Origin of the sequence: Serratia sp. 3ACOL1, from assembly GCF_003668775.1 — a bacterium.
GTDB lineage: Bacteria > Pseudomonadota > Gammaproteobacteria > Enterobacterales > Enterobacteriaceae > Chania > Chania fonticola.
Window position 1 is genome coordinate 546,101 of sequence record NZ_CP033055.1, and the last position, 20,648, is coordinate 566,748.

Sequence of the window (20,648 nt, forward strand, 5' to 3'; positions counted from 1 at the left end):
AAGGATTTACCCGATGTTTTTAAACCTCCGTCAGTCAAATAGCCCGTGGCATGCTGAATTGGCAGCCATTGAAGACGCGGTAGCGATGATCGTATTTAAACCCGACGGCACTGTATTACGTGCCAACGATCTGTTCTTGCAAACGATGGGGTTTGAGCGCCAGGAAGTCATTGGTCAGCATCATCGTATTTTCTGCGATCAAAGCTATGTCGCCAGCCCGGCCTATCAGCGGCATTGGCAAAGGTTAAATCGCGGCGAAGCCATTACCGATAATATCAGGCGCATTCGCAAGGATGGTGAAGTGGTCTGGCTGCAGGGAACTTATACCCCGGTGTTAAATAAGCACGGTGAGGTGGTGGAGATCATCAAGATTGCCAGCGAGGTGACCAGCCGTATCACTCAGGCCCAGGAGCATCAGAGCCTGTTAACGGCGCTGAATCGCTCAATGGCGATGATCACCTTCTCACCAACCGGCATTATCCTGGATGCCAACGACAATATGCTCGATCTGATGGGCTATAGGCTGGAAGAGGCACGCGGCCAGGCGCACAGCATACTTTGTACGCCGGAGTTCGCCGACTCTGATGAGTATCATCAGCACTGGCAACGGCTGGCCCAGGGGGAGTTTTTGACCGGGCGTTTCGAGCGCATCAACCGGCGTGGGGAGCGGGTATGGCTGGAAGCCAGCTACAACCCAATCATCGACAATGAAGGGCGGGTATTAAAGGTGGTGAAAATCGCCCAGGACATCACCCGCCAGACTTTCCAACAGCAACATGAAGAGGAAATGGTGCGAAATGTCCACCATCTCTCCATGGGGACCGATAAAACCGCTGCGCAAGGGGCGATCATTGTGCAGCAGGCGGTGCAGGGGATGCAGCAGGTGGAGATGGCCGCGCGGCAGACTTCGGACGTGGTCAGCGATTTGGGGCGCTGTTCGCAACAGATTGGCAATATGGTGGAGGCGATCCGCAAAATCGCCGCCCAGACCAATCTACTGGCGATTAACGCCTCGATCGAAGCGGCGCATGCGGGCGAGCATGGGCGCGGTTTTTCCGTAGTGGCTAATGAGGTGCGTACCTTGGCCGAACAGTCCCGTAAAGCGGCCAGCGAGATTGAGCAAGTCACCAAAACCATTCAGCAAGGGGTAACGGCGGCAATCAACAAGATGGTGACCTGCGTGGAACAGGCGGGCGGCGGCGTGGCGCTAGCCAAGGATGCCGGGGAGGTGATCAATCAGGTCAATGTAGGTATGCAGGACGTGGTCAAGCTGATGCAGGCGTTTACCTCGGTCAAACAGGGTGACGTGATCCACTGAGGTTTTGCAGAGTTGCATACTGTTAAATGGGTGCAGCGAGCATGACTCTGCAGTTGAACATGTGATTGAGCAATCATTGCCATCAATAAAAAGCCCCTTGCGGGGCTTGAGACTGCTGACAAACCCTCACCGGGCTTACAATGTAGGGGCGCTGCATGCTGCGCCCGACTGGATAATCAATGGGTTAGCAAATACTGGTATAGATAGATCCCGACCCATTCAGCAATATTGCCACTTTGTCATCAATCTGAGCCCCTTGTGGGGCTTTTTGTTTATCGCTTCAGGAAACGTGCTGCAAGAACTCGCGCAGGCGTGGGCTCGGCGGGTTGTTGATCAGGTCATGAGGGTTGCCATCTTCGGCGATCCGGCCTTTGTCGATGAAGATCAGGCGTGAGGCCACTTTTTCGGCAAAGCCGACTTCGTGAGTCACGATCACCATCGTCATGCCTTCTTCGGCCAAATCCTGCATGACCTTCAGCACTTCGTGACGCAATTCCGGATCGAGCGCCGAGGTGGGTTCATCGAACAGCATCATTTTAGGCTTCACCGCCAACGCCCGGGCAATGGCCACCCGCTGCTGCTGCCCGCCGGAAAGCTCGGAAGGGTAGTGGTGAGAACGCTCGGCCAACCCAACCTTGGCTAACAGCGTGTGTGCCAGCTTTTCGGCATCGGCCTTCTTCAAACCGCGTACGCGGATTGGGCCAAAGGCGACGTTTTCCAGCGCCGTCAGGTGCGGGAACAGGTAGAACTGCTGGAACACCATACCGGCTTCCTGACGGATCAGGCGGTCGTCAACCTTCGGATCGTTCACCCTCAGGCCGTCGACCACCAGTTCACCACTGGTGATCTCTTCCAGTTTGTTGATGCAGCGCAGCAGGGTTGATTTACCGGAACCAGAAGGCCCGATGATCACCACCACTTCACCCTGTTTGATATGCAGATCGATATTGTGCAGCACCTGGGTCTGGCCGAAGTGCTTGGAGACGTTTTTAAATTCAATCACAGGATTTTCATCCTTCTTTCCAGACGACGCAGCACGAAGCTCAGCATCAGGGTAATAATCAGGTACACCACCGCAACGGCGCTCCAGATTTCCAGCGCGCGGAAGTTACCGGCAATAATTTCCTGCCCCTGACGGGTCAGTTCCGCTACACCGATCACGATGAACAGCGAAGTATCCTTGATGCTGATGATCCACTGGTTTCCCAATGGCGGCAGCATGCGGCGCAGTGCCAGCGGCATGATGACATAGCGAATGGTCTCGCGGCGTGACAGCCCCAGCGCCAGCCCGGCTTCGCGGAAACCGCTGTGGATCGACAACACCGCACCACGGGTAATTTCCGCAATATAGGCGCCCGAGTTGATCATGATGGTGACCACGGCGGCGGTGAAAGGATCAATGCGGAAATCGCTAAAGGCCATCGGCAGGGCGAAGTAGATAAACATCACCTGTACCACAATCGGCGTGCCGCGGATCACTTCAATGAATACCAGTGCCACATGGTTGGCGATCCAGCCGCCATAGGTGCGGGCGAAGCCGGCAACCAGGCCGATGATCAGGCCGCCAATCAGACCGAGGACCGAAATCCATAGGGTCATCTTGGCACCTTCTAACAAAATTGGGATGGCGGGCCAAATGGCGCTCCAGTCGAATTGCATAGTGTTATCTCCCGGTGATCCAAGCAAGGGGATCAATAAACAACAAAGCACAGGGGGCGGGTACACCTCCCCTGTGCTTAACTAATAACTTATTGGCTTATTAACTTCATCAATTACTTAGGTTCGGTACCAAACCATTTTTTGTAGATTTCGTTGTAAGTCCCGTTGTCGCGCAGCGTTTTCAGTGCGGCGTTGACCTTTTCACGCAGCTCGTCGCTGCCTTTCGGGAAGGCGATGCCATACTGCTGGGCTTCAAGGGATTCGCCTACGGTTTTGAACTTGCCAGCGCCTGCAGTTTTGATGAAGTACAGGATGTTTGGCGTATCGTGCAGCACGGCGTCAGCACGCTTGGTGCCCAGTTCCATATAGGCGTTGTCGATATTCGGGAACTGGCGCAGATCTTTGGTTTTGATGTGCTGCTTGGCGTAATCCACCGAGCCGGTGCCGCTCTTCACTGCTACCACTTTGCTGTCCAGATCCTGGATGCCTTTCACGCTGTCGTTGTTAGCGTTGACCATCACCAGCAGGCCGCTTTTGTAGTAGCCGTCGGAGAAGTCGATCGCTTTTTTGCGTTCGTCGGTAATGGTGATACCGGCCAGCGCCAGATCGACGTTCTTGGTTTGCAGCGCAGGAATGATGCCGCTAAAGTCCATTGGCTTCAGGGTGTAATCCAGCTTCAGCTCTTTGGCAATCGCCGCCCACAGGTCGATATCGAAACCGACGTATTGGTCACCTTGTTTGAATTCAAACGGCACGAAAGCGGTGTCCGTGGCGACAACCAGCTTGTCTGCTGCGTGAGAGCTAACGGCGAAGGCCAGGGAAAGTGCGGCCAGGGAAACTTTAAAAATAGACTTCATGAGAGGAATTCCTGTACAGGTTGCGGATTACCCATTTTTTATGTTGCATTTTGTGCTATGGAAGAATCGTGCCAAGTTTGCAATCATTATAAAAACAAGGGGTTGCGTTGTGGTGTTGGGTTTGGATAGCCAATTATAATTTTTATGCACCATAGATGGGCACCAAAATGGTGCGGCGCGACCGTGGTGGTGCAACGGAGCTATCATCAACTAAACAATAGCCAGGAAACAACCGATAATTAACAATTATCGATCAATAATGATAACTAACTCTAACTTTATAGCCATAGTCCGATTTCATTTGGTGCAAACAGGCGTGTTTTGAAGGGAAGTCGGGTTAACGCAGCTGGCTGTCTTTACTGCCCCGGCGATTGAATAGGCTGCTGGCAGCCTGTTTTTTATCCATTTCAGCCTGGCAGTTAACACAGTAACGCACGCCTTGTAGCGCCAGACGCCGGGCTTCGGGGATCTCTGTGCCACATTCCTGGCAATAGTGTTCGCTTTCGCCGTGGCCGAGCGCCTGACGAGCACGTTGTACGGCATCATCTACCGTTGAGTCGATTTGATCCTGCACCGCGCCGTCCGCTGTCCATCCGCCTGCCATGCCCACCTCACTATTGAACCTGTGAATGCTTGCAATCCTGATTGGATCATAATCAGTGTAATCCAGCCTGTTTTTTATACAACTCGGCTGGCAGATAAAAAAACAGGCTGGGGCAAGGCCCACAACCTGTTGTTTCGTGCAAAGATGCCTGGCTTTATTCGATATTGGATTCGATAAACCACAGGAACTTGTCCAGATCGCGCGATGCGGCGGTGAACATGTCTGCGGTGTCTTCATCCGGAACTTCCGTGATGGCTTGGCGGATGTCGTTGGCGACGGCTGCATAACGATCGGCCAGCGCTTTCAGGTGATCTTGCACGCTGTGAATATTGGTCGGATAGCTTTTCAGCGGGGTTTTGTCATTCACCACCTGTACCGTACCCAGCGCAACGCCACCGAGTTGTACGACACGTTCTGCAAAAGTATCTTGATGGTCGGTGATGGCGGTGCGGAAGCCGTCAAGCATTTCATGCACGGCAATAAAATTGGCACCACGCATGTTCCAATGCGCCTGCTTGGTGATCAACGACAGATCGATGAACTGCACAACCTGATGGTTCAGCGCCTTGATTGCGGCCTGCTTGGTTTGCTCATCCACGTCATTACGTGTGTACAACAGGTCAGAAGATTTCGTTTTCACCAGTTTAGCGGTACTCATATAGATATCCTCTTCTTGATGGGTGTAATCCTATTTTGTTACGGGAGAAATTATAGCAGCTTAAATTTATTTTGCAGGGCGAAAAGGGCGATTAAATAAATAGGCAATAACCGCTGGATATTTTCAGTAGAAAGGCGTATGGCATATTTGATGATTCGTGAGGTGTTGATAAAAAACGTTTTTTAAGCTTTTTGAGGGTAAGGGTTGAGATCCCCCACTAATAATAGACACCGATTGAAGGGATATTTCAATACGCAATTATTGCAGGGTGTTTCTGAGCGTTGAAATAGGGCTTGTTTTTTCCATTAATTCATATTGATAGCCAATTATCCCCAGGGGGTGCGCCGTAACTCTTTTTTGTACCATCACAGCTTGCTATGGATCGAGTCTCTGTTGAGCAAGGGCGCGGGTATCTTGACCGTATCGGTCTGCGTTTTGCCCTGGATAATATGCAGCGCAGCATGACGACCTATTTCGTAATGCGGCAGTTGTACCGTCGAGAGCGGCGGTAAGAATAGCTCGCCAATGCCAACCATATTGTCGTAACCCACGACTGCCACATCTTGTGGTATGCGCAGGCCCTGCGCCAGTAGTGTCTGATAGACCATAAAGGCGATACGATCGTTGCCGCATATGACCGAGTCGAACATCGGATTACCCTGCTTGATATGCGCTAGCACAATGGCTGGGATATCACGGTAGTGCTCATCGCCATGCTCCATATAGACATGCATGAGGGTGTCAGGATTGATACCTGCTTGCCGGCAGGCGCGCTCAAGTCCCTGACGGCGACGCAAGGTGGCAAGATGGTGTTTTGGCAGATGCAGGCAGAGTGGTTGACGATGACCTGCCGCGAGCAGAGCCTGGACCGCCTCGAACTGACCTTGTTCGTCGTCCGGAATGTAGCTGGCGACAGGATCGTGCAAACTTTCACAGTTGGCCAGCACGCACGGGAGGCTGAGCAGTTTGGGCGGCAGTGGCACCTGACGTAGCCCCATGGTGGTGTAGATGATGCCGTCTGGCCGGTGTGAAAGCAGAAGGTCGACAATGGTATCTGGGTTATCGTCAGAGAACATATTTACCACGAAACTGTTCCAGCCATACGCGCGGGCGGTCTCTTCGATCGACAGAGTGATTTCCACCGAGAATGGCGTGGTAACAGTATCGAGAGCCAGCACCCCGATAGTATTCGGCGTAGCATGAGCACCGCGTATTTTTTTCGCTGACAAATCGGGAACGTAATTGGTCTCATTGATGGCGACCTGCACGCGTGCCAGGGTCTCAGGCTTTAGCCTTTCCGGGCTATTGAGCGCGCGGGAGACCGTCATGAGCGACACATTGGCCAGTTTCGCCACATCCTTTAGAGAAGCCATATCTATTACTCTCGTCATTACTCTCAGGTAACAGGCTATACGACGAAGTTACTGATGTAAAAGGTTCAGCGGCTATTCTGTCGTAGAAAGCGAAAGAACCGTAGCGAGTAATTTTTGATCGCGATCTCATTTTTTCAATGTTAACGTTAACTTTTGTGATTAACATCATGAATCTCAGCAAAACGACAAGCGCCTTTTTATTTGTTAACGTTACCATGCGAGCATTATTCCAATACGAGAATGCCATAATGAAAGCGCATCACTCTCATAGCTACCCACTACTCAGTGCATTACTGTTCTTCTTTTTCGTGTCCTGGTCCTCTACTGGCTCTTTACTCTCCATCTGGTTGCACCAGGAAGTGGGGCTGAAAGCGGGAGATACCGGTATTATCTACGCGGTGCTCTCTGTCTCCGCGTTATTTGCGCAAATCTTCTACGGCTTTATCCAGGATAAACTCGGCCTGCGTAAAAACCTGCTCTGGACCCTTACCGGGCTGTTAATCCTTTCCGGGCCAGCCTATTTGTTGTTTAGTTATCTGTTACAAATCAATATATTGCTCGGAAGTATCTTCGGTGGGATCTATATCGGCATAACCTTTAACGGCGGTATCGGCGTGCTCGAATCGTACACCGAACGCGTGGCGCGCCAGAGCCAGTTCGAATTCGGCAAGGCGCGGATGTGGGGATCGCTGGGCTGGGCGGTGGCGACGTTCTTCGCAGGGCTGCTGTTTAACATCAACCCGAAACTCAACTTCGCGGTCTCCAGCTGTGCCGGGCTGGTGTTCTTTATCCTGCTGGCGCGGCTGCGGGTGTCATCTGCACCGCATGCGATGCAGGAGGCGGTGTCCGGTGGCAAAGTGAAGCTGGATGACGTGCTGCGTCTGCTGACGCTGCCGCGCTTCTGGGCGCTGGTGTTTTTCGTCATCGGTACCTGCATTTACGGCGTTTACGATCAGCAGTTCCCGGTTTACTTCTCTTCACAGTTCCCAACGTTGCAGGAAGGCAACGCCATGTACGGTTATCTCAACTCGTTCCAGGTGTTCCTCGAAGCCGCCGGGATGTTTTGCGCCCCGTGGTTAGTGAACCGCATCGGCGCGAAAAATGGTCTGATTTTCGCCGGGATGGTGATGGCGTTGCGTATGGTGGCCTCCGGGCTGGTGGAAGGGCCGCTGCTGATTTCCATCACTAAACTGTTGCACGCGGTAGAGCTGCCGATCCTGCTGGTCGCTATCTTTAAATACAACAGCTTGAATTTCGACAAACGCCTGTCTGCCACTCTCTATCTGGTGGGGTTCGCCTGCACCAGCTCGGTTATCGCTTCGGTACTGTCGCCGCTGGCAGGCTATAGCTACGAAAAATACGGCTTTGCCCAATCCTATCTGATTATGGGACTCCTGGTGTTCTGCACCACCTTTATCTCCATCTTCCTGTTGCGCTCCAGTAAGTTATCTTCAGATCCTCTGATGTCGCAACCTTCCGCTATATGATTGAAAAGAGTAAAGAATATGACGTGTTCAATATCCAAGGCTGAACAGGAACTGCAGGCTAAACGTGAAACGCTGAACTTGCGTTGGTATCCGCGCTACCATCTTGCCGCACGCGCGGGCTGGATTAACGATCCTAACGGTCTGGTCTGGTTTGATGGTTGGTATCACGCTTTTTACCAGCATCATCCGTATTCCACGCAGTGGGGGCCGATGCACTGGGGCCATGCGCGCAGTAAAGATCTGGTTCATTGGGAGCACCTGCCGGTCGCGCTGGCTCCGGAAGGCCCGGAAGATAAAGACGGTTGTTTCTCTGGCTCGGCGGTTGTTGATGGCGACACGCTGGCGTTGATTTATACCGGGCATAAATTCCATGGCGACGCCAGCGATGAGGCTAACCTTTATCAGGTGCAGTGTCTTGCGACTAGCCGCGACGGCGTCTACTTCGAGCGTCAGGGGATCGTGGTGGATACTCCACCGGGTCTGCACCATTTCCGCGATCCGAAGGTGTGGCGTGAAGGGGATAGCTGGTACATGATAGTCGGCGCTCGCGATGGCGAGACCGGCCAGGTGCGCCTGTATCGTTCCGCCGACCTGCATCAGTGGCACGATGCCGGAGTCCTTGATGAGGCGGAAAAAGAGATGGGCTATATGTGGGAGTGCCCGGACTTTTTCAGCCTCGAGGATAAACGCATCCTGATGTTTTCTCCCCAGGGGATGGCGGCTGAAGGTTTCAACAACCGTAATCTGTTCCAGAGCGGCTATCTGCTTGGTGAATGGCAACCGGGGCAGCCGTTTGTTCGCAAAAGCGAGTTTATTGAAATCGACCACGGCCACGATTTTTATGCACCGCAAAGCTTCCTGACTCCCGATGGCCGCCGCATCGTTATCGGCTGGCTGGATATGTGGGAATCGCCGTTGCCCGAACAGCAAGATGGCTGGGCGGGAATGCTCTCTCTTCCGCGAGAACTGAGCCTCGGCGCAGACAACCGTCTGCAAATGCGCCCGGCCAAAGAGGTAGAGGGCCTGCGTGGCGCGTGGTTCCCATGGCCAGTCAGCACGTTGAAAAATCAGCAGACTACGATGGTAGAAAACTGCGAAGCGATGGAGGTGATCCTAAACTGGGATTGTGCTAACAGCAGCGCAGAACAGTATGGCATCAGCTTCGGCGACGGTCTGCGCGTTTATGTTGATGCGCAGATGCAGCGTCTGGTTCTGGAGCGCCATTATCCGCAGTATGGCCTGTGCGGGGTACGAAGCGTACCGTTGACAGCAGGAGCATCGCTTAAACTGCGGTTGTTCTTTGATAGCTCCTCCGTGGAAGTTTTTGCTAATGATGGCGAAGCGTGCCTCAGTAGCCGTATTTACCCGGACGCTGCGCGCCGTGAGCTAATGCTATTTTCCTGGAGCGGTTCGGCCTCCCTATCTGAGGCGGGGGCCTGGCAGCTCGAATAATCTATTCATATGTCAGGGATGTGGTAACTAAAGTATTTCGCACGCTGGTGCCGCATCCCGAACGATTTAAAGTATAGGTTTGAAATGTGTTAATAACCCGTTTGTCATGACGGGTGGGGAATTATTGTCGTCATCATCGAGCTTCACCCATAAATATAAATTAAATAATAATGGATTAACGATGAAAAATAATGATGGTTTACATGTGAAAAAAGTTCTGGTCGGATGTTTGCTCACGCTTTTAGCAAGCGCTTACGCGAACGCCCAAGCACCTCTATCCATCGAGGAGCGTTTGGCGTACCTGGAACAGCGGCTGAACGAGACCGAGCAGCGGGCCGTCCGTGCGGAGACGGAGATTCGTGCGCTGAAACGGCAGGATACACCGGTAACGGTGGCCAACGTGACACCGACCAAGCCGGCATTACAGCTTAATGACTATGGTGAATTAAAATTCTATGGTGACGTTGAGTTTAATATGGATGGCGCTAGCCGTACCGGCAGTCTGACCTCGTTGAAAACCAGCGCTAATAAAAACTGGGCGCCGGGCGATAAAGAACGCTGGGATATTAACGGGCGTATACTGCTTGGCTTTGATGGATTACGTAAAGGGTCGAATGGGAAATATGCCGGCTTCAGCGTACAGCCGCTTGCGGATATGAATGGCAAAATGAATCTTGATGATGCGGCATTTTTCTTCGGCCAGCCGGATGACTGGAAGATTAAAATGGGGCGTTTTGAAGCATTTGATATGTTTCCGCTTAATCAGGATACCTTTATTCAATATTCGGGTAATACGGCCAACGACCTGTATTCCGACGGCTACGGCTACATTTACATGATGAAAGAGGGGCGCGGGCGCAGCAGCAGCGGAGGCAACTTCCTGTTCAGTAAAACGCTTGATAACTGGTATTTTGAAGTGAATACGCTGGTGGAGGACGGTAGTTCGCTGTTTGTCGACCAGAACTATCATGGCAACGCGCTGGATAGCCGTAAAAACGTCGTTTACGTGCGCCCTGTAGCCGCGTGGCAATCCGGCGAGTGGTCGGTGGCTGCAGCACTGGAGAGCAACCTCGTTAATAATGCCTACGGCTATCAGAATCAGCAGGGCCTTTGGGTCGATCAGTCCAGTCGAACCGGCTACGGCATGACCATGAGCTGGAACACGCTGAAAACCGATGCGCAGAACGGGGCGGTGGTGAACCTGAGCACCGCATATCTTGATGCGACGGATGAAAAGAACTTCAGCGCAGGTATCAATGCGCTATGGCACCGCGTTGAGCTGGGCTATATCTACGCGCATAATAAAATCGACCGCTTCAATATGGACAGTGTGAATGCTGAATGCGACGGCGATTGCGCGATCCTGGCACCAGGAAACTACGATATCCACACCATTCATACTTCCTGGCAACTGCCGAATATTATGGATATGCCAAACTTTAATACCTACCTAGGGGCTTATGCTTCCTGGCTGGATGCTTCGACGATAAATCCAGGTGACACCGATATGCGCTATGGCATGAGGGTGCGCTTCAAATATTTATTCTAAAATTGGGGGGTTAAGGAAATACTATGAAACTGTGGACAGTTGGCGATGCGGTAATCGATTTATTACCTCAGCCAGATAGGCAATATAAAGCTTGCGCTGGTGGTGCGCCGTTAAATGTTGCTGTGGGTGCAGCTCGTTTGGGATGTGATTGTGGTTTTATTGGCAGAGTCGGTGATGACCCATTTGGCCACTTTCTCCAGCAAACACTCTATTCAGAGGGAGTCGAAACGCAGCATATACAATTTGATGAGCAATATCATACCAGTACCGTGCTGGTAGCGCTGGGGAATGATGGCGATCGCAGTTTTACATTTCTGGTAAATCCTTCTGCCGACCAGTTTTTATCCTCTAAAAATCTACCCGATTTTGATGATGATATATTGCACTTTTGTTCGTTGGCTCTGGTTGCCAAGCAGAGCCGGGAGACCTTGGTCAAGGCGATAAGTTTAGTAAAGCAACGCGGTGGCATCTTGAGCTTTGATGTCAACTTGCGGGAGAAAATGTGGGGAAATCCACAGGAGATGCTGGCAACGGTAACTCAATTTGCTCATCAGTCAGATATTTTAAAACTCTCAGAGGAAGAATTATACTGGATAACCGGTACGACTCATTATGAAAAAGCGTTGGAAAGAGTTAAGCGATTTCCTTCTAGCCTTAAAATTGTCACCCGTGGAATCCAAGGGGCTATTGTCTTATGGCAAGAGCTGGTCATACACGTAGACTCGTACAAGGTGAAAAGTGTAGATACGACGGGGGCAGGAGATGCCTTTATCGCTGGATTGCTGGCAAGTATCTCTCTCGGAAATGGTTTGCAGGATTTTGAACAATTGAAATTAGCCCTGACGCAAGCCAGCGCCTGTGGCGCGTTGGCGACTACACAAAAAGGAGCTTTAACAGCATTACCCGATGCGGAGGGGGTCAGAAGTTTTATTGAATCTGAGCATAGACTGACATTTAAGGTTAATTCTATAAACCTTCTTGAGTGAAATGCAGCAGACCTATTGTAATATCAGGTGTCTATAAGTCAGTTAAAATGGATACCGACGGAAAGCATGAAAATTAATGTGGTGGGCACCAGTGGCAGCGGTAAAAGCACCGTTGCCCGCCAATTGGCGCAAAAGCTGGCCGTACCTTATATCGAAATGGATAAGCTTTACTGGCGGCCACACTGGCAAAATGCCTCAGATGACGAGTTTTTGCACCTGGTCGAGCAGGCGTTGGTATCAGCCCCTGCGGGGTGGGTATTGGATGGCAACTATACCCGTACCAAAGCCGTGAAATGGCGGGACGTTGATTGGGTTGTCTGGGTTGACTACGGATTCTGTCGCACGCTATGGCAGGCCGTTCGCCGCGCATCGGTGCGGGCTTGGCACAAGACTGAGCTCTGGTCCGATACCGGCAATTGCGAGAGCTTTCACCGCTCTTTCTTTAGCCGTGAGTCGATCATCCTGTGGACCATCAAAACCTACCGCAAGAATCGTATAAAGTATCTGGCGGACCAGCAGGACCCAGCCAATCGCCATATTCGTTTTATCCAACTGCGCTCTCCGGCGGAAACAGCGACTTTTCTGGCTAGCCTCTGTTAGTGAGCTTTATTCGATTCAGCTTTTAATGTTCGCTAGGCATGAGGCTCTGTTCCAGGCTGAATCTACTTCAGCCTGTAACATGATCTTCATCTGATTAATTTGTCAGATAAGCTCCAATGTTCATAATTTTACTGGCTGTAGGTCACGAAATTTTTGTTTTATCCATCCTCATTGTAGAAAAAGTGACCCTCATCGCATTTTCAAGTGGGCTAAGAACTTAGTTTGTGATGGTTTTGCTAAAACCATTCAGCTAACCAGGACGGAACAATAAATGAACAAGCTTACTGTACTTTCGCTCGCTATCTCTTTGATTTCTGGGTATGCCGGTGCTCAAACTATCGTATTAACCGACAGTGAGAACGGTATTGAACTTGGCAATTGGCGGATTGACAGCTCACAGCTGAAAATTCCCGCTCAGCGCTTCAGCTTGCAACAGCAAGTCTTGCATGGTGGCAAGCAAGAGGGATCGAAAGTCCTTACCCTGACCAGTGAGGGGTTGACCATCACCCTTAGCCCAACGCGCGGTATGGATATTCTGCATGTCAATGGTTCCGGCGTAAGGTTGGGGTGGGATTCGCCGGTGACCGAGGTGGTCAACCCGGCTTATATCAACCTGGAGAGTCGCAACGGGGTAGGTTGGCTTGACGGTTTTAACGAAATGCTGGTGCGCTGCGGCTACGAATGGACCGGGCACCCGGGCGTAGAAAATGGCACGCTGTATACGTTACACGGGCGTGCAGGAAATACCCCGGCTTCCAAGGTGGTGGTAGAAATTGCAGAAAAAGCGCCATATGAAATCCGTATCCGCGGTCTGCTGAAAGAGAATACCTTTAAGAAAAGTAATCTGGAAACCTGGACTGAACTGCGTTACGTCCCCGGTACGCAGCAGTTTACGGTTCACGATCGTCTAACCAATCATGCTGATTATCCTCGTGACTATCAGATTATTTATCACAGTAACTTCGGTAAGCCGCTGCTGGAAGAGGGAGCGGTGTTCAGTGCGGCAATCAAGGAGATTTCGCCGTTTAATGATTATGCCAAGGGCGGTTTGAAAGATTGGCATACTTACTTGGGGCCTACCAAAGGCTTTGATGAGATGGTGTTCAATATCGTGCCTTACAGTGATTCTCAAGGAAAAACCCTGGCGATGATGAACAACAAGAAAGCGGATCGGGGAGTTGCAATTGGTTTTGATACTCACCAGTTGCCGGTATTGACGTTGTGGAAAAACACGGATACTGAACGTCAGGGCTATGTTACCGGGATTGAGCCAGGGACCAGCTACGCGTATCCGGTAAAAATCGAACGTGAGCAGGGGCGAATCAAACAATTACAGCCTGGGAAGAGTACCGATTTCGAGCTGACTTACACTTTGCTGAACAATGCTGAACAAGTAAAAGAGTACCAAAACAAGATAAAAACGCTGCAAGGTGACCGTGAAGTTAAACTGGTCGATACTCCAATTGCGGTGGAATAGCATCTGGTGAGGGGAAGCCGGTCAAGCGACCGGCTCTTTGGCGTCAAAGCAGCAGTTCGTAGTGGACTTTCACCACCACTTTCTTGATGTTTTTCGGCTCAGTTATCTGGCAGCCGGGTTTGTGCGGCTCCAATGGGAAGAAGATTACATACATGCCCGGCATTAGGTTCAGGGTTTGCGGGCTGCGTTTGATATCCAGCCATTGCAGATCTTTGCTTTCATCGTAAAGATCGTTGCTTTCCCAACTGTCTGGCAGGCCAAAATCGATCCGCTCTTCACCGCCGATCAGGATCTGGATATCCAGATACTCCTGGTGAAGCTCGGCGCGTTTGCTTTCTGCTGGCTCCGTCATCAGCTCCATCACGTTCATAAACACCCGTTCGCCATCGATCTCGTGCCGGCCCAACGGCAGGTTAGGCAAATCATACTGACGTACGGTATTGAGGATATTGGCTAAAGCGGGTGAGAGACCACGTCCAAAGCGGGGGTTGTACAAACTGCCATAGATCATCCTGATGCTCCCTAATAAATAAAAGACCTGCTGAGAGTATGTCTATTATTGTTCAGGAAAAAAGTTAACTGGCTTGCAATCATGCAACCTTTTGAGCCTGGCGCCGGGGACTTTCCGCCAGGCGCCAGCGGGCTTACGAGAGGCTTTCAACCTGTGGCTTGGGCTTGATGGTTAACGTGGCCCCCATGGAGGCGGTAATGATGGCGGCCAATGCCAACCATTGCGTTTGGTTAAGATGCTCGTTGAGGAAGATCATGCCGGAAAGGGCGGCCATTGCCGGTTCCAGGCTCATCAGGGTGCCAAAGGTACGCGCGGGGATCTTGGGTAACGCGATAATTTCCAATGAGTAAGGCAACGCGGTAGACAGCACCGCGACGGCCAACGCCACCGGTAGAATATCCACGTTCAACAGTGCACTGCCGGCTTGCCAGGCACCGATCGGGCAGAACACGATGGCGGCGATCAATGACCCCACGGCTACGGTGCCCGGCCCGTGATCGCCTCCGGCCTTCTGGCCAAAAATAATGTATATCGCCCAGCAAGCACCGGCACCCAACGCACAAGCTGCTCCCACGGGATCGATACTGCCCATATCGTGGCCAAGCGGCAGCAGGAACCACAAACCGGCAATCGCCAGCGCCACCCAGATAAAATCGATCGGGCGGCGGGAAGAGAACATTGCCACCGCCAGTGGGCCGGTAAACTCCAGTGCTACCGCAATGCCCAGCGGCACCGTGCGTAATGAAAGATAAAACAGGTAGTTCATCGCCCCCAGTGACAGACCATAGATCAGCAAGGGCAACCGGCTACCGGCGGCGAAACGCATGCGCCACGGACGGAAAATGATAAACAGGATCAGCGTACCGATGCTCAGGCGCAAGGTGGTGATGCCTTCGGCACCCACCAGTGGGAACAGGCTTTTGGCTAATGAAGCCCCGCTCTGGATCGAGATCATGGCAATGATCAGTAAACACACGGGCACCAGCGTGGAAGACGCTTTAGTGGTTACAGACGAAGACATCCTTTCTGGCCTTATGGAACTCCCCAGCGTCTGGGAAGGTAATGAATTCAGGTGTTGCACAGTGTAAAGGAATTGGCAGCAAGGTGTTGGCGAAAAACGGGGGACTGGGTTGAATCTGTCAAAAATATGCGCCAACTTGGTTCAAGCAACCAATAAGTGCGCTTTTTTTAAGAGTATTCTGGAACTCAGATAGGTGATTAGCGTCACAAAAAGGAGTATAATTCGCGAAAAGTATAGGAAAATTAGCATGCTATAGTGTTCTTGAAATCTTCTGTTACACGATACAAAGATTTAGACACTCATTTAAAGGCAGAGTTTCACGCTAATTTTTGCTATATTTTCAATGTATGAGAAATTGAAGCACTTTAATAATAAAACGCGTTTGAGGTGGTTATGAAAAAAATTGCATGTCTTTCCGCAGTAGCAGCTTGTGTATTGGCCGTAACAGCAGGTACCGCATTTGCTGGTGAGAGCACCGTATCCGCTGGCTATGCCCAGGGCGATCTCCAAGGCGTTGCCAACAAGGCCGGTGGTTTCAACCTGAAGTACCGTTACGAGTACGACAACAGCCCACTGGGTGTGATCGGTTCTTTCACCCACCTGGAAAAGAACAACTCTGAAGACGGCTTCTACAACAAAGCACAATACAACTCCATCACTGCGGGTCCTGCTTATCGTTTCAACGATTGGGCGAGCATCTACGGTGTGATCGGTGTGGGCTATGGTAAATTCACTTCCAACGCTCAAGACGGTTCAGACCACAACAACACCAGCGACTACGGCTTCACCTACGGTGCTGGTCTGCAGTTCAACCCAATGCAACAGGTTGCTCTGGACGTGGGTTACGAGCAGAGCCGTATCCGCAGCGTTGACGTTGGCACCTGGAATGTGGGTGTAGGTTACCGCTTCTAAGATTTCCCCATGCCTTCGGGCATGAGGGTGTGACCTTGTTGGTCATGCTCAATGAAAATCCGCCTTTTAGGGGCGGATTTTTTTTGCCGGTAACTCATTGAAACGATCGATAAACCTCTAGCGTTAGCCGACTCCATACGTAAGGGGGCGCAGCATGCTGTGCCCGTTTAGTTGAATGTGGTACCCGTCTAATTTCTCCTCTAGCTAATCCATCGATTTATCGGGCTTGCCCAATACCGTGGTCGGTTGCAATGAAAAACGCGCCGTACGGGGATCGCGCTCATATCCCTGCGGCTCGGTCAGCAACCCATAGAGCTCTGGCCGACGGCCGTGGATCCAACGCCGCCCGCTGCTCATGGGGATTAAGCTCAGATCCAGATCGGCGGTGACCATAGAGTCCTGCGCTTCCCAGGTCTCTGACAGGATACGTCCATAAGGATCCAGCAGCATCGCATTGCCGGTGCGCACCTCATCATCGTCTCGCCCCACGCCGTTGCTGAACAAAATAAACAGGCCATTATCATGGGCGCGAGAAGGCAGCCAGCGCAGTAGCCAACCGCGGCCAGTTTCGCCGCGAAAAGCCTCTTCGATCGCCGCCGGATTTTCTTTACGCTGCTGCCATAGCGCCAGCGGTATCGGCTTCATGCCGTGCGGGCTGCGTGAATTTGTCCCCCCGGTTTGGTGAGGGGCGAACAGAATATCGGCACCCAGCAGCGTAGTGGCACGGGCGTTCTCTACCAGGTTGTTGTCCCAGCAGATCAGGATCCCCATGCGAACGCCCCAAGGGGTGTCAAACACGGTATAACTATCGCCTTTAGCGATTAGCGGATGTTCAAAAGGGTGGAGCTTGCGGTGCACATGAGTTTGGCCATCCGGCAGGCAAACCGCATAAGCGTTGTACAGCTGGCCGTCTTCACCTAGCTCAATCAGCCCAACGCCGATGGCCATTCGATACCGCTCTGCCAGCGGGCGGATGCGTGCCAGCGAAGGACTGGTGGCGATAGGCTCAGCTAAAGCGGTGATTTCGCTGTCGGCCAGATGGCGTACGTGCCAGTAGCCGGTAATGCACATTTCCGGGAAAGCGAGGACCTGTACGTTGTCGGCGGCGGCTTGGGCGATAAAGTCTTCCATAACGTCGAGATTGTAGTTCTTGTCGTTGGCGCGGTGTTGAAATTGTACCGACGCAGCACGAAGGGTCGTGGTCATAGCAAGCTCCTGTGGGGTTTTTGTTCGCTAATTACAGCAGCCGCATCGATTACTGTATAATCAATTAAAATCCTCTTTTGATAACTTAATGGAATGGATAATCGTCAACTACGTGCCTTTGTCGCGTTGGCCGAACTGGGGCGCTATCACCTGGCCGCCGAGCGGCTGTGCATCACCCAGCCCGCGTTGAGTAAGCAAATTCAAGCCATCGAACTGCAACTGGGCACCCGCCTGTTTGAACGGGGCCGCCAAGGTGCGCAATTGACGGCCAACGGTGCTGCACTGCTGCCCAGAGCGCGGGAGTTATTGACCCAATACGAGCAGTTTCATCTGTACGCGGTGCAGGTGGTGAAGGGGGAAACCGGGCGTCTGGCCTTAGGCTTTGGGCTTTCCAGCTTTCATCTGGCGCCGCAACGGGTGGCGGCATTTCGCCAGCGCTTTCCGTCGGTGGTGGTTGGCTTGGAGGATCTTCCTTCTGAACGGCAATGCCAGTTGTTGCTAAGCGGCGATCTACAGGCTGGATTTGTACGCTTGCCCGTTGTTGCTCCCTTGCAGGCTTTGCCTTTGCTGAACGATCGGCTGGTGCTGGCCGCGCCGCGAACGATGGCGTTGCAGGAGGAGAGTCTGTTGACGGATTTCCACCGTTTTCCTCTGTTACAGTTGGAGCCTTCGCGTGGCCGAGGGTTGAGTGAGCAGGCTTTGCGTTTTATTGCCGCTCAGGGGCTGCGGGCCAACGTGGTACAGCAGGCAGAGGATATCCAAACCTTGTTGGCGCTGGTGGCAGCGGGGATAGGCGTGGCGCTGTTGCCACAAAGCATTGCGTTTATTGCTCCGGCTGGGGTCGATATTCTGCCGTTAAGCGGCGAGCAGACGCAGTGGCAGGTTGGGCTGGCGTGGAACCCGCAGCGGCCTGATGCGCTACGGGATAATTTCATCCAGAGTATCTTGAACTCACAGCGGCCGGTATAACACCACCGTTGGCAGCTGGTGGTATTCGCTGCGGTGGCTTGCCACAAAGCCGACTTTCTTCGCCAGGCCAAGCGAAGGGCGGTTATCCGGCGAGATGATACAAACGACTTTGTCCTGTGAGAAATTCTCTTTGGCCCAGACTAGTGCGGCATTCAAGGCTTCGGTGGCATAACCTTTACCGTGCGCAGCCGTGATCAGCGTCCAGCCCATTTCGGGGACATCGAGTGCGGGTTGAATATCACGGTGAAAATCGGCGAAGCCAATGCCGCCGATATACCTGCCGGTGTTTTTCTCCCGCACCGCCCAGTAGCCATACCCCAGCAATTTCCAGTGGCCGATGTAGCGCAACAGGCGGCCCCAGCTGTCCTCCTTGTCGCGTGGCGTGCTGCCGATATAGCGCACTACCGCAGGATCGGCCCACATAGCGGCCAAATCGTCAAAATCTTCCAGCCGGTGGGCATCCAGGACCAGACGTTCGGTGATCAAGGTGGGGGCAACGGTGTGAGTGGGCATGGCTTCCTTCCTGAACAAGAGAAAAGGCGCTGCCGGAGCAACGCCTCAAGATACTCATTACTGTAGCCGAACTGCTTTGGCTCTAGCAATACCGGGAAGTTACACTACCAGCCACAGCAGCCAGGTAAAGGCGAAGCCACTTAAACCGAGCAGGGTGGTTAATACCGTCCAGGTTTTCAGGCCATCAGCCACTGACAGGCCAAGGTATTTGGTGACAATCCAGAAACCGGAGTCGTTAACGTGGGATAGCCCCAGGCCGCCAAAACAGGTGGCGAGCGTGACCAACACCAACTGCATCGGGTTAAGCCCGATAACCGCTTCGGACAGCAACCCGCCGGTCGTCAGAATGGCGACGGTAGCCGACCCCTGCGAGGCACGCAGTGCCAGCGAGATGATAAATGCCGCCGGGATCAATGGCAGGCCAATGGTGGTCAGCACATCTGCCAGCGCTTTACCTACGCCAGACTCGACCAGCACCTTGCCAAACACCCCACCCGCACCGGTAACCATAATGACCACCGCTGCTGTCGGTAACGCACCTCCCATCACATCGCTAGTGTGTTGCAAGCTCCAGCCACGGCGGATTGCCAGGAAATAGAATGCCAATACCAGAGCGATCATTAACGCTACGCCCGGCGAGCCGATTAATGACAAGGCATCACGGATTGGTGAACCGGCAGGTAACAAGGTTGCAGAAACGGTACCCAGCATAATGATGGCGATAGGGATCACGATCAGCGCGGTAATCAACCCGGCGCTCGGAGGATTGATCCGATCGCTGAGTGGGGCTCTGTCTTCCGGTGCCGGTTCTGGGGATGCCAGTTGCAGCTGTTCCAACACCTCAATGGAGAGGGGGTAGGCTTTACGGTTAAGATATTTCGCCGCGAAGTAACCAATAATCCCCACCGGGATACAGATGACCAGGCCGATAATGGTCAACCAACCGATATCGGCATTCAACAACCCCGCTGCCGCGACCGGGCCTGGGTGTGGTGGCAGAGCAACGTGGACCGTCAGCATCACACCGGCCATCGGCAAGCCAAACTTCAATGGTGAGACTTTTGCCACTTTGGCAAAGCCATAGATGATCGGTGCCAGGATGATAAAGCCGACGTCGAAAAACACCGGAATACCCAGGACGAACGCGGCACTGGTTAGCGCGGCAATGGTGCGTTTTGGCCCCAGCGCTTTGCTGAAACGTTGCGCCAGGGATTCAGCGCCGCCCGAATGTTCGATCATTCTACCCAGCATGGCACCCAGGCCGATGATAATGGTCACCGAGCCGAGTACACCGCCCATCCCGGCGGTCATCACTTTCATGACTTCACCGGTTGGGATCCCGCTGGCAAGCGCGACCAGTAGACTAACGACCAGCAGGGCGACAAACGGCTGAACCTTCGCCTTGATGACCATCAATAGCAGCAGTATGACACCCAGTACGGCAATGATCAGTAGCATAGTTGGAGACATAGCATAGCCTTTAATTCAGGTAAGAG

The 20,648-nt window shown here is 52.6% G+C and carries 20 protein-coding genes; 9 read left to right on the plus strand and 11 right to left on the minus strand.

Annotation, left to right across the window (positions count from 1 at the left end; all coding sequences use genetic code 11):
* Window positions 1-13: 13 nt before the first annotated feature.
* A complete protein-coding gene (locus D9980_RS27210; RefSeq protein WP_121606319.1) occupies window positions 14-1,318 on the plus strand; it encodes a PAS domain-containing methyl-accepting chemotaxis protein in 1,305 nt (434 codons plus the stop codon).
* A 280-nt stretch (window positions 1,319-1,598) separates the two neighbouring features.
* Here the strand turns inward: D9980_RS27210 and glnQ are convergent, their stop codons facing one another.
* From glnQ to D9980_RS02680, 6 genes are all read right to left on the minus strand, one after another.
* On the minus strand, window positions 1,599-2,321 hold the full coding sequence (glnQ, locus tag D9980_RS02655) for a glutamine ABC transporter ATP-binding protein GlnQ (RefSeq protein WP_121606320.1): 723 nt from the start codon (window positions 2,319-2,321) through the stop codon (window positions 1,599-1,601).
* Window positions 2,318-2,977 carry a glutamine ABC transporter permease GlnP gene (gene glnP, locus D9980_RS02660; protein ID WP_021805129.1) on the minus strand — a complete coding sequence of 220 codons (660 nt, stop codon included), beginning with the start codon at window positions 2,975-2,977 and terminating at the stop codon, window positions 2,318-2,320. The genes glnQ and glnP overlap by 4 nt, the downstream gene beginning before the upstream one ends.
* 113 nt (window positions 2,978-3,090) lie before the next feature.
* Window positions 3,091-3,834 carry a glutamine ABC transporter substrate-binding protein GlnH gene (glnH, locus tag D9980_RS02665; RefSeq protein WP_121606321.1) on the minus strand — a complete coding sequence of 248 codons (744 nt, stop codon included), beginning with the start codon at window positions 3,832-3,834 and terminating at the stop codon, window positions 3,091-3,093.
* A gap of 337 nt (window positions 3,835-4,171) precedes the next feature.
* Window positions 4,172-4,438 carry a DksA/TraR family C4-type zinc finger protein gene (locus D9980_RS02670; protein WP_021805127.1) on the minus strand — a complete coding sequence of 89 codons (267 nt, stop codon included), beginning with the start codon at window positions 4,436-4,438 and terminating at the stop codon, window positions 4,172-4,174.
* 154 nt (window positions 4,439-4,592) lie between these two features.
* A complete protein-coding gene (gene dps, locus D9980_RS02675) occupies window positions 4,593-5,096 on the minus strand; it encodes a DNA starvation/stationary phase protection protein Dps (RefSeq protein ID WP_024484568.1) in 504 nt (167 codons plus the stop codon).
* Between the two features lie 365 nt (window positions 5,097-5,461).
* Window positions 5,462-6,469 carry a LacI family DNA-binding transcriptional regulator gene (locus D9980_RS02680; RefSeq protein WP_121606322.1) on the minus strand — a complete coding sequence of 336 codons (1,008 nt, stop codon included), beginning with the start codon at window positions 6,467-6,469 and terminating at the stop codon, window positions 5,462-5,464.
* Between the two features lie 245 nt (window positions 6,470-6,714).
* Here D9980_RS02680 and D9980_RS02690 point away from each other — a divergent pair, with 245 nt between their 5' ends.
* The 6 genes from D9980_RS02690 (at window position 6,715) to D9980_RS02715 (ending at window position 14,020) form a co-directional block, all read left to right on the plus strand.
* Window positions 6,715-7,956, plus strand: a complete 1,242-nt coding sequence (locus D9980_RS02690) for an MFS transporter (RefSeq protein ID WP_121608933.1) — start codon at window positions 6,715-6,717, stop codon at window positions 7,954-7,956.
* A gap of 18 nt (window positions 7,957-7,974) precedes the next feature.
* Window positions 7,975-9,408 carry a glycoside hydrolase family 32 protein gene (locus tag D9980_RS02695; protein WP_121606324.1) on the plus strand — a complete coding sequence of 478 codons (1,434 nt, stop codon included), beginning with the start codon at window positions 7,975-7,977 and terminating at the stop codon, window positions 9,406-9,408.
* Window positions 9,409-9,613: 205 nt separating this feature from the next.
* Window positions 9,614-10,957, plus strand: a complete 1,344-nt coding sequence (locus D9980_RS02700; protein WP_121608934.1) for a carbohydrate porin — start codon at window positions 9,614-9,616, stop codon at window positions 10,955-10,957.
* A 23-nt stretch (window positions 10,958-10,980) separates the two neighbouring features.
* Window positions 10,981-11,943 carry an aminoimidazole riboside kinase gene (locus tag D9980_RS02705; protein ID WP_121606325.1) on the plus strand — a complete coding sequence of 321 codons (963 nt, stop codon included), beginning with the start codon at window positions 10,981-10,983 and terminating at the stop codon, window positions 11,941-11,943.
* A 66-nt stretch (window positions 11,944-12,009) separates the two neighbouring features.
* The gene (locus D9980_RS02710) at window positions 12,010-12,543 is read left to right on the plus strand and encodes a shikimate kinase (RefSeq protein WP_121606326.1); all 534 of its coding nucleotides are present in this window, start codon (window positions 12,010-12,012) and stop codon (window positions 12,541-12,543) included.
* Between the two features lie 271 nt (window positions 12,544-12,814).
* Window positions 12,815-14,020, plus strand: a complete 1,206-nt coding sequence (locus D9980_RS02715) for an aldose 1-epimerase family protein (protein WP_121606327.1) — start codon at window positions 12,815-12,817, stop codon at window positions 14,018-14,020.
* Window positions 14,021-14,063: 43 nt separating this feature from the next.
* On the opposite strand, the gene nanQ is transcribed toward D9980_RS02715, so the two are convergent.
* Together nanQ and rhtA are read right to left on the minus strand one after the other, a co-directional pair.
* On the minus strand, window positions 14,064-14,531 hold the full coding sequence (gene nanQ / locus D9980_RS02720) for an N-acetylneuraminate anomerase (protein ID WP_024484560.1): 468 nt from the start codon (window positions 14,529-14,531) through the stop codon (window positions 14,064-14,066).
* Window positions 14,532-14,664: 133 nt separating this feature from the next.
* The gene (gene rhtA, locus D9980_RS02725; protein ID WP_024484559.1) at window positions 14,665-15,552 is read right to left on the minus strand and encodes a threonine/homoserine exporter RhtA; all 888 of its coding nucleotides are present in this window, start codon (window positions 15,550-15,552) and stop codon (window positions 14,665-14,667) included.
* 393 nt (window positions 15,553-15,945) lie between these two features.
* On the opposite strand from rhtA, the gene ompX reads away from it, so the two are divergent.
* Window positions 15,946-16,464 carry an outer membrane protein OmpX gene (gene ompX, locus D9980_RS02730; RefSeq protein ID WP_024484558.1) on the plus strand — a complete coding sequence of 173 codons (519 nt, stop codon included), beginning with the start codon at window positions 15,946-15,948 and terminating at the stop codon, window positions 16,462-16,464.
* Between the two features lie 204 nt (window positions 16,465-16,668).
* On the opposite strand, the gene D9980_RS02735 is transcribed toward ompX, so the two are convergent.
* Window positions 16,669-17,670, minus strand: coding sequence for a nitrilase family protein (locus D9980_RS02735; RefSeq protein ID WP_121606328.1), 1,002 nt, complete (start codon window positions 17,668-17,670; stop codon window positions 16,669-16,671).
* Window positions 17,671-17,763: 93 nt separating this feature from the next.
* Between D9980_RS02735 and D9980_RS02740 the strand changes: the two genes are divergently transcribed.
* A complete protein-coding gene (locus tag D9980_RS02740; protein ID WP_121606329.1) occupies window positions 17,764-18,639 on the plus strand; it encodes a LysR family transcriptional regulator in 876 nt (291 codons plus the stop codon).
* On the opposite strand, the gene D9980_RS02745 is transcribed toward D9980_RS02740, so the two are convergent.
* Complete coding sequence (locus D9980_RS02745; protein WP_121606330.1) at window positions 18,622-19,152, minus strand: GNAT family N-acetyltransferase; 531 nt, start codon at window positions 19,150-19,152, stop codon at window positions 18,622-18,624. The two genes, D9980_RS02740 and D9980_RS02745, sit on opposite strands and share 18 nt — an antisense overlap.
* A gap of 99 nt (window positions 19,153-19,251) precedes the next feature.
* Window positions 19,252-20,622, minus strand: coding sequence for a GntP family transporter (locus tag D9980_RS02750; RefSeq protein WP_121606331.1), 1,371 nt, complete (start codon window positions 20,620-20,622; stop codon window positions 19,252-19,254).
* Window positions 20,623-20,648 lie beyond the last annotated feature (26 nt).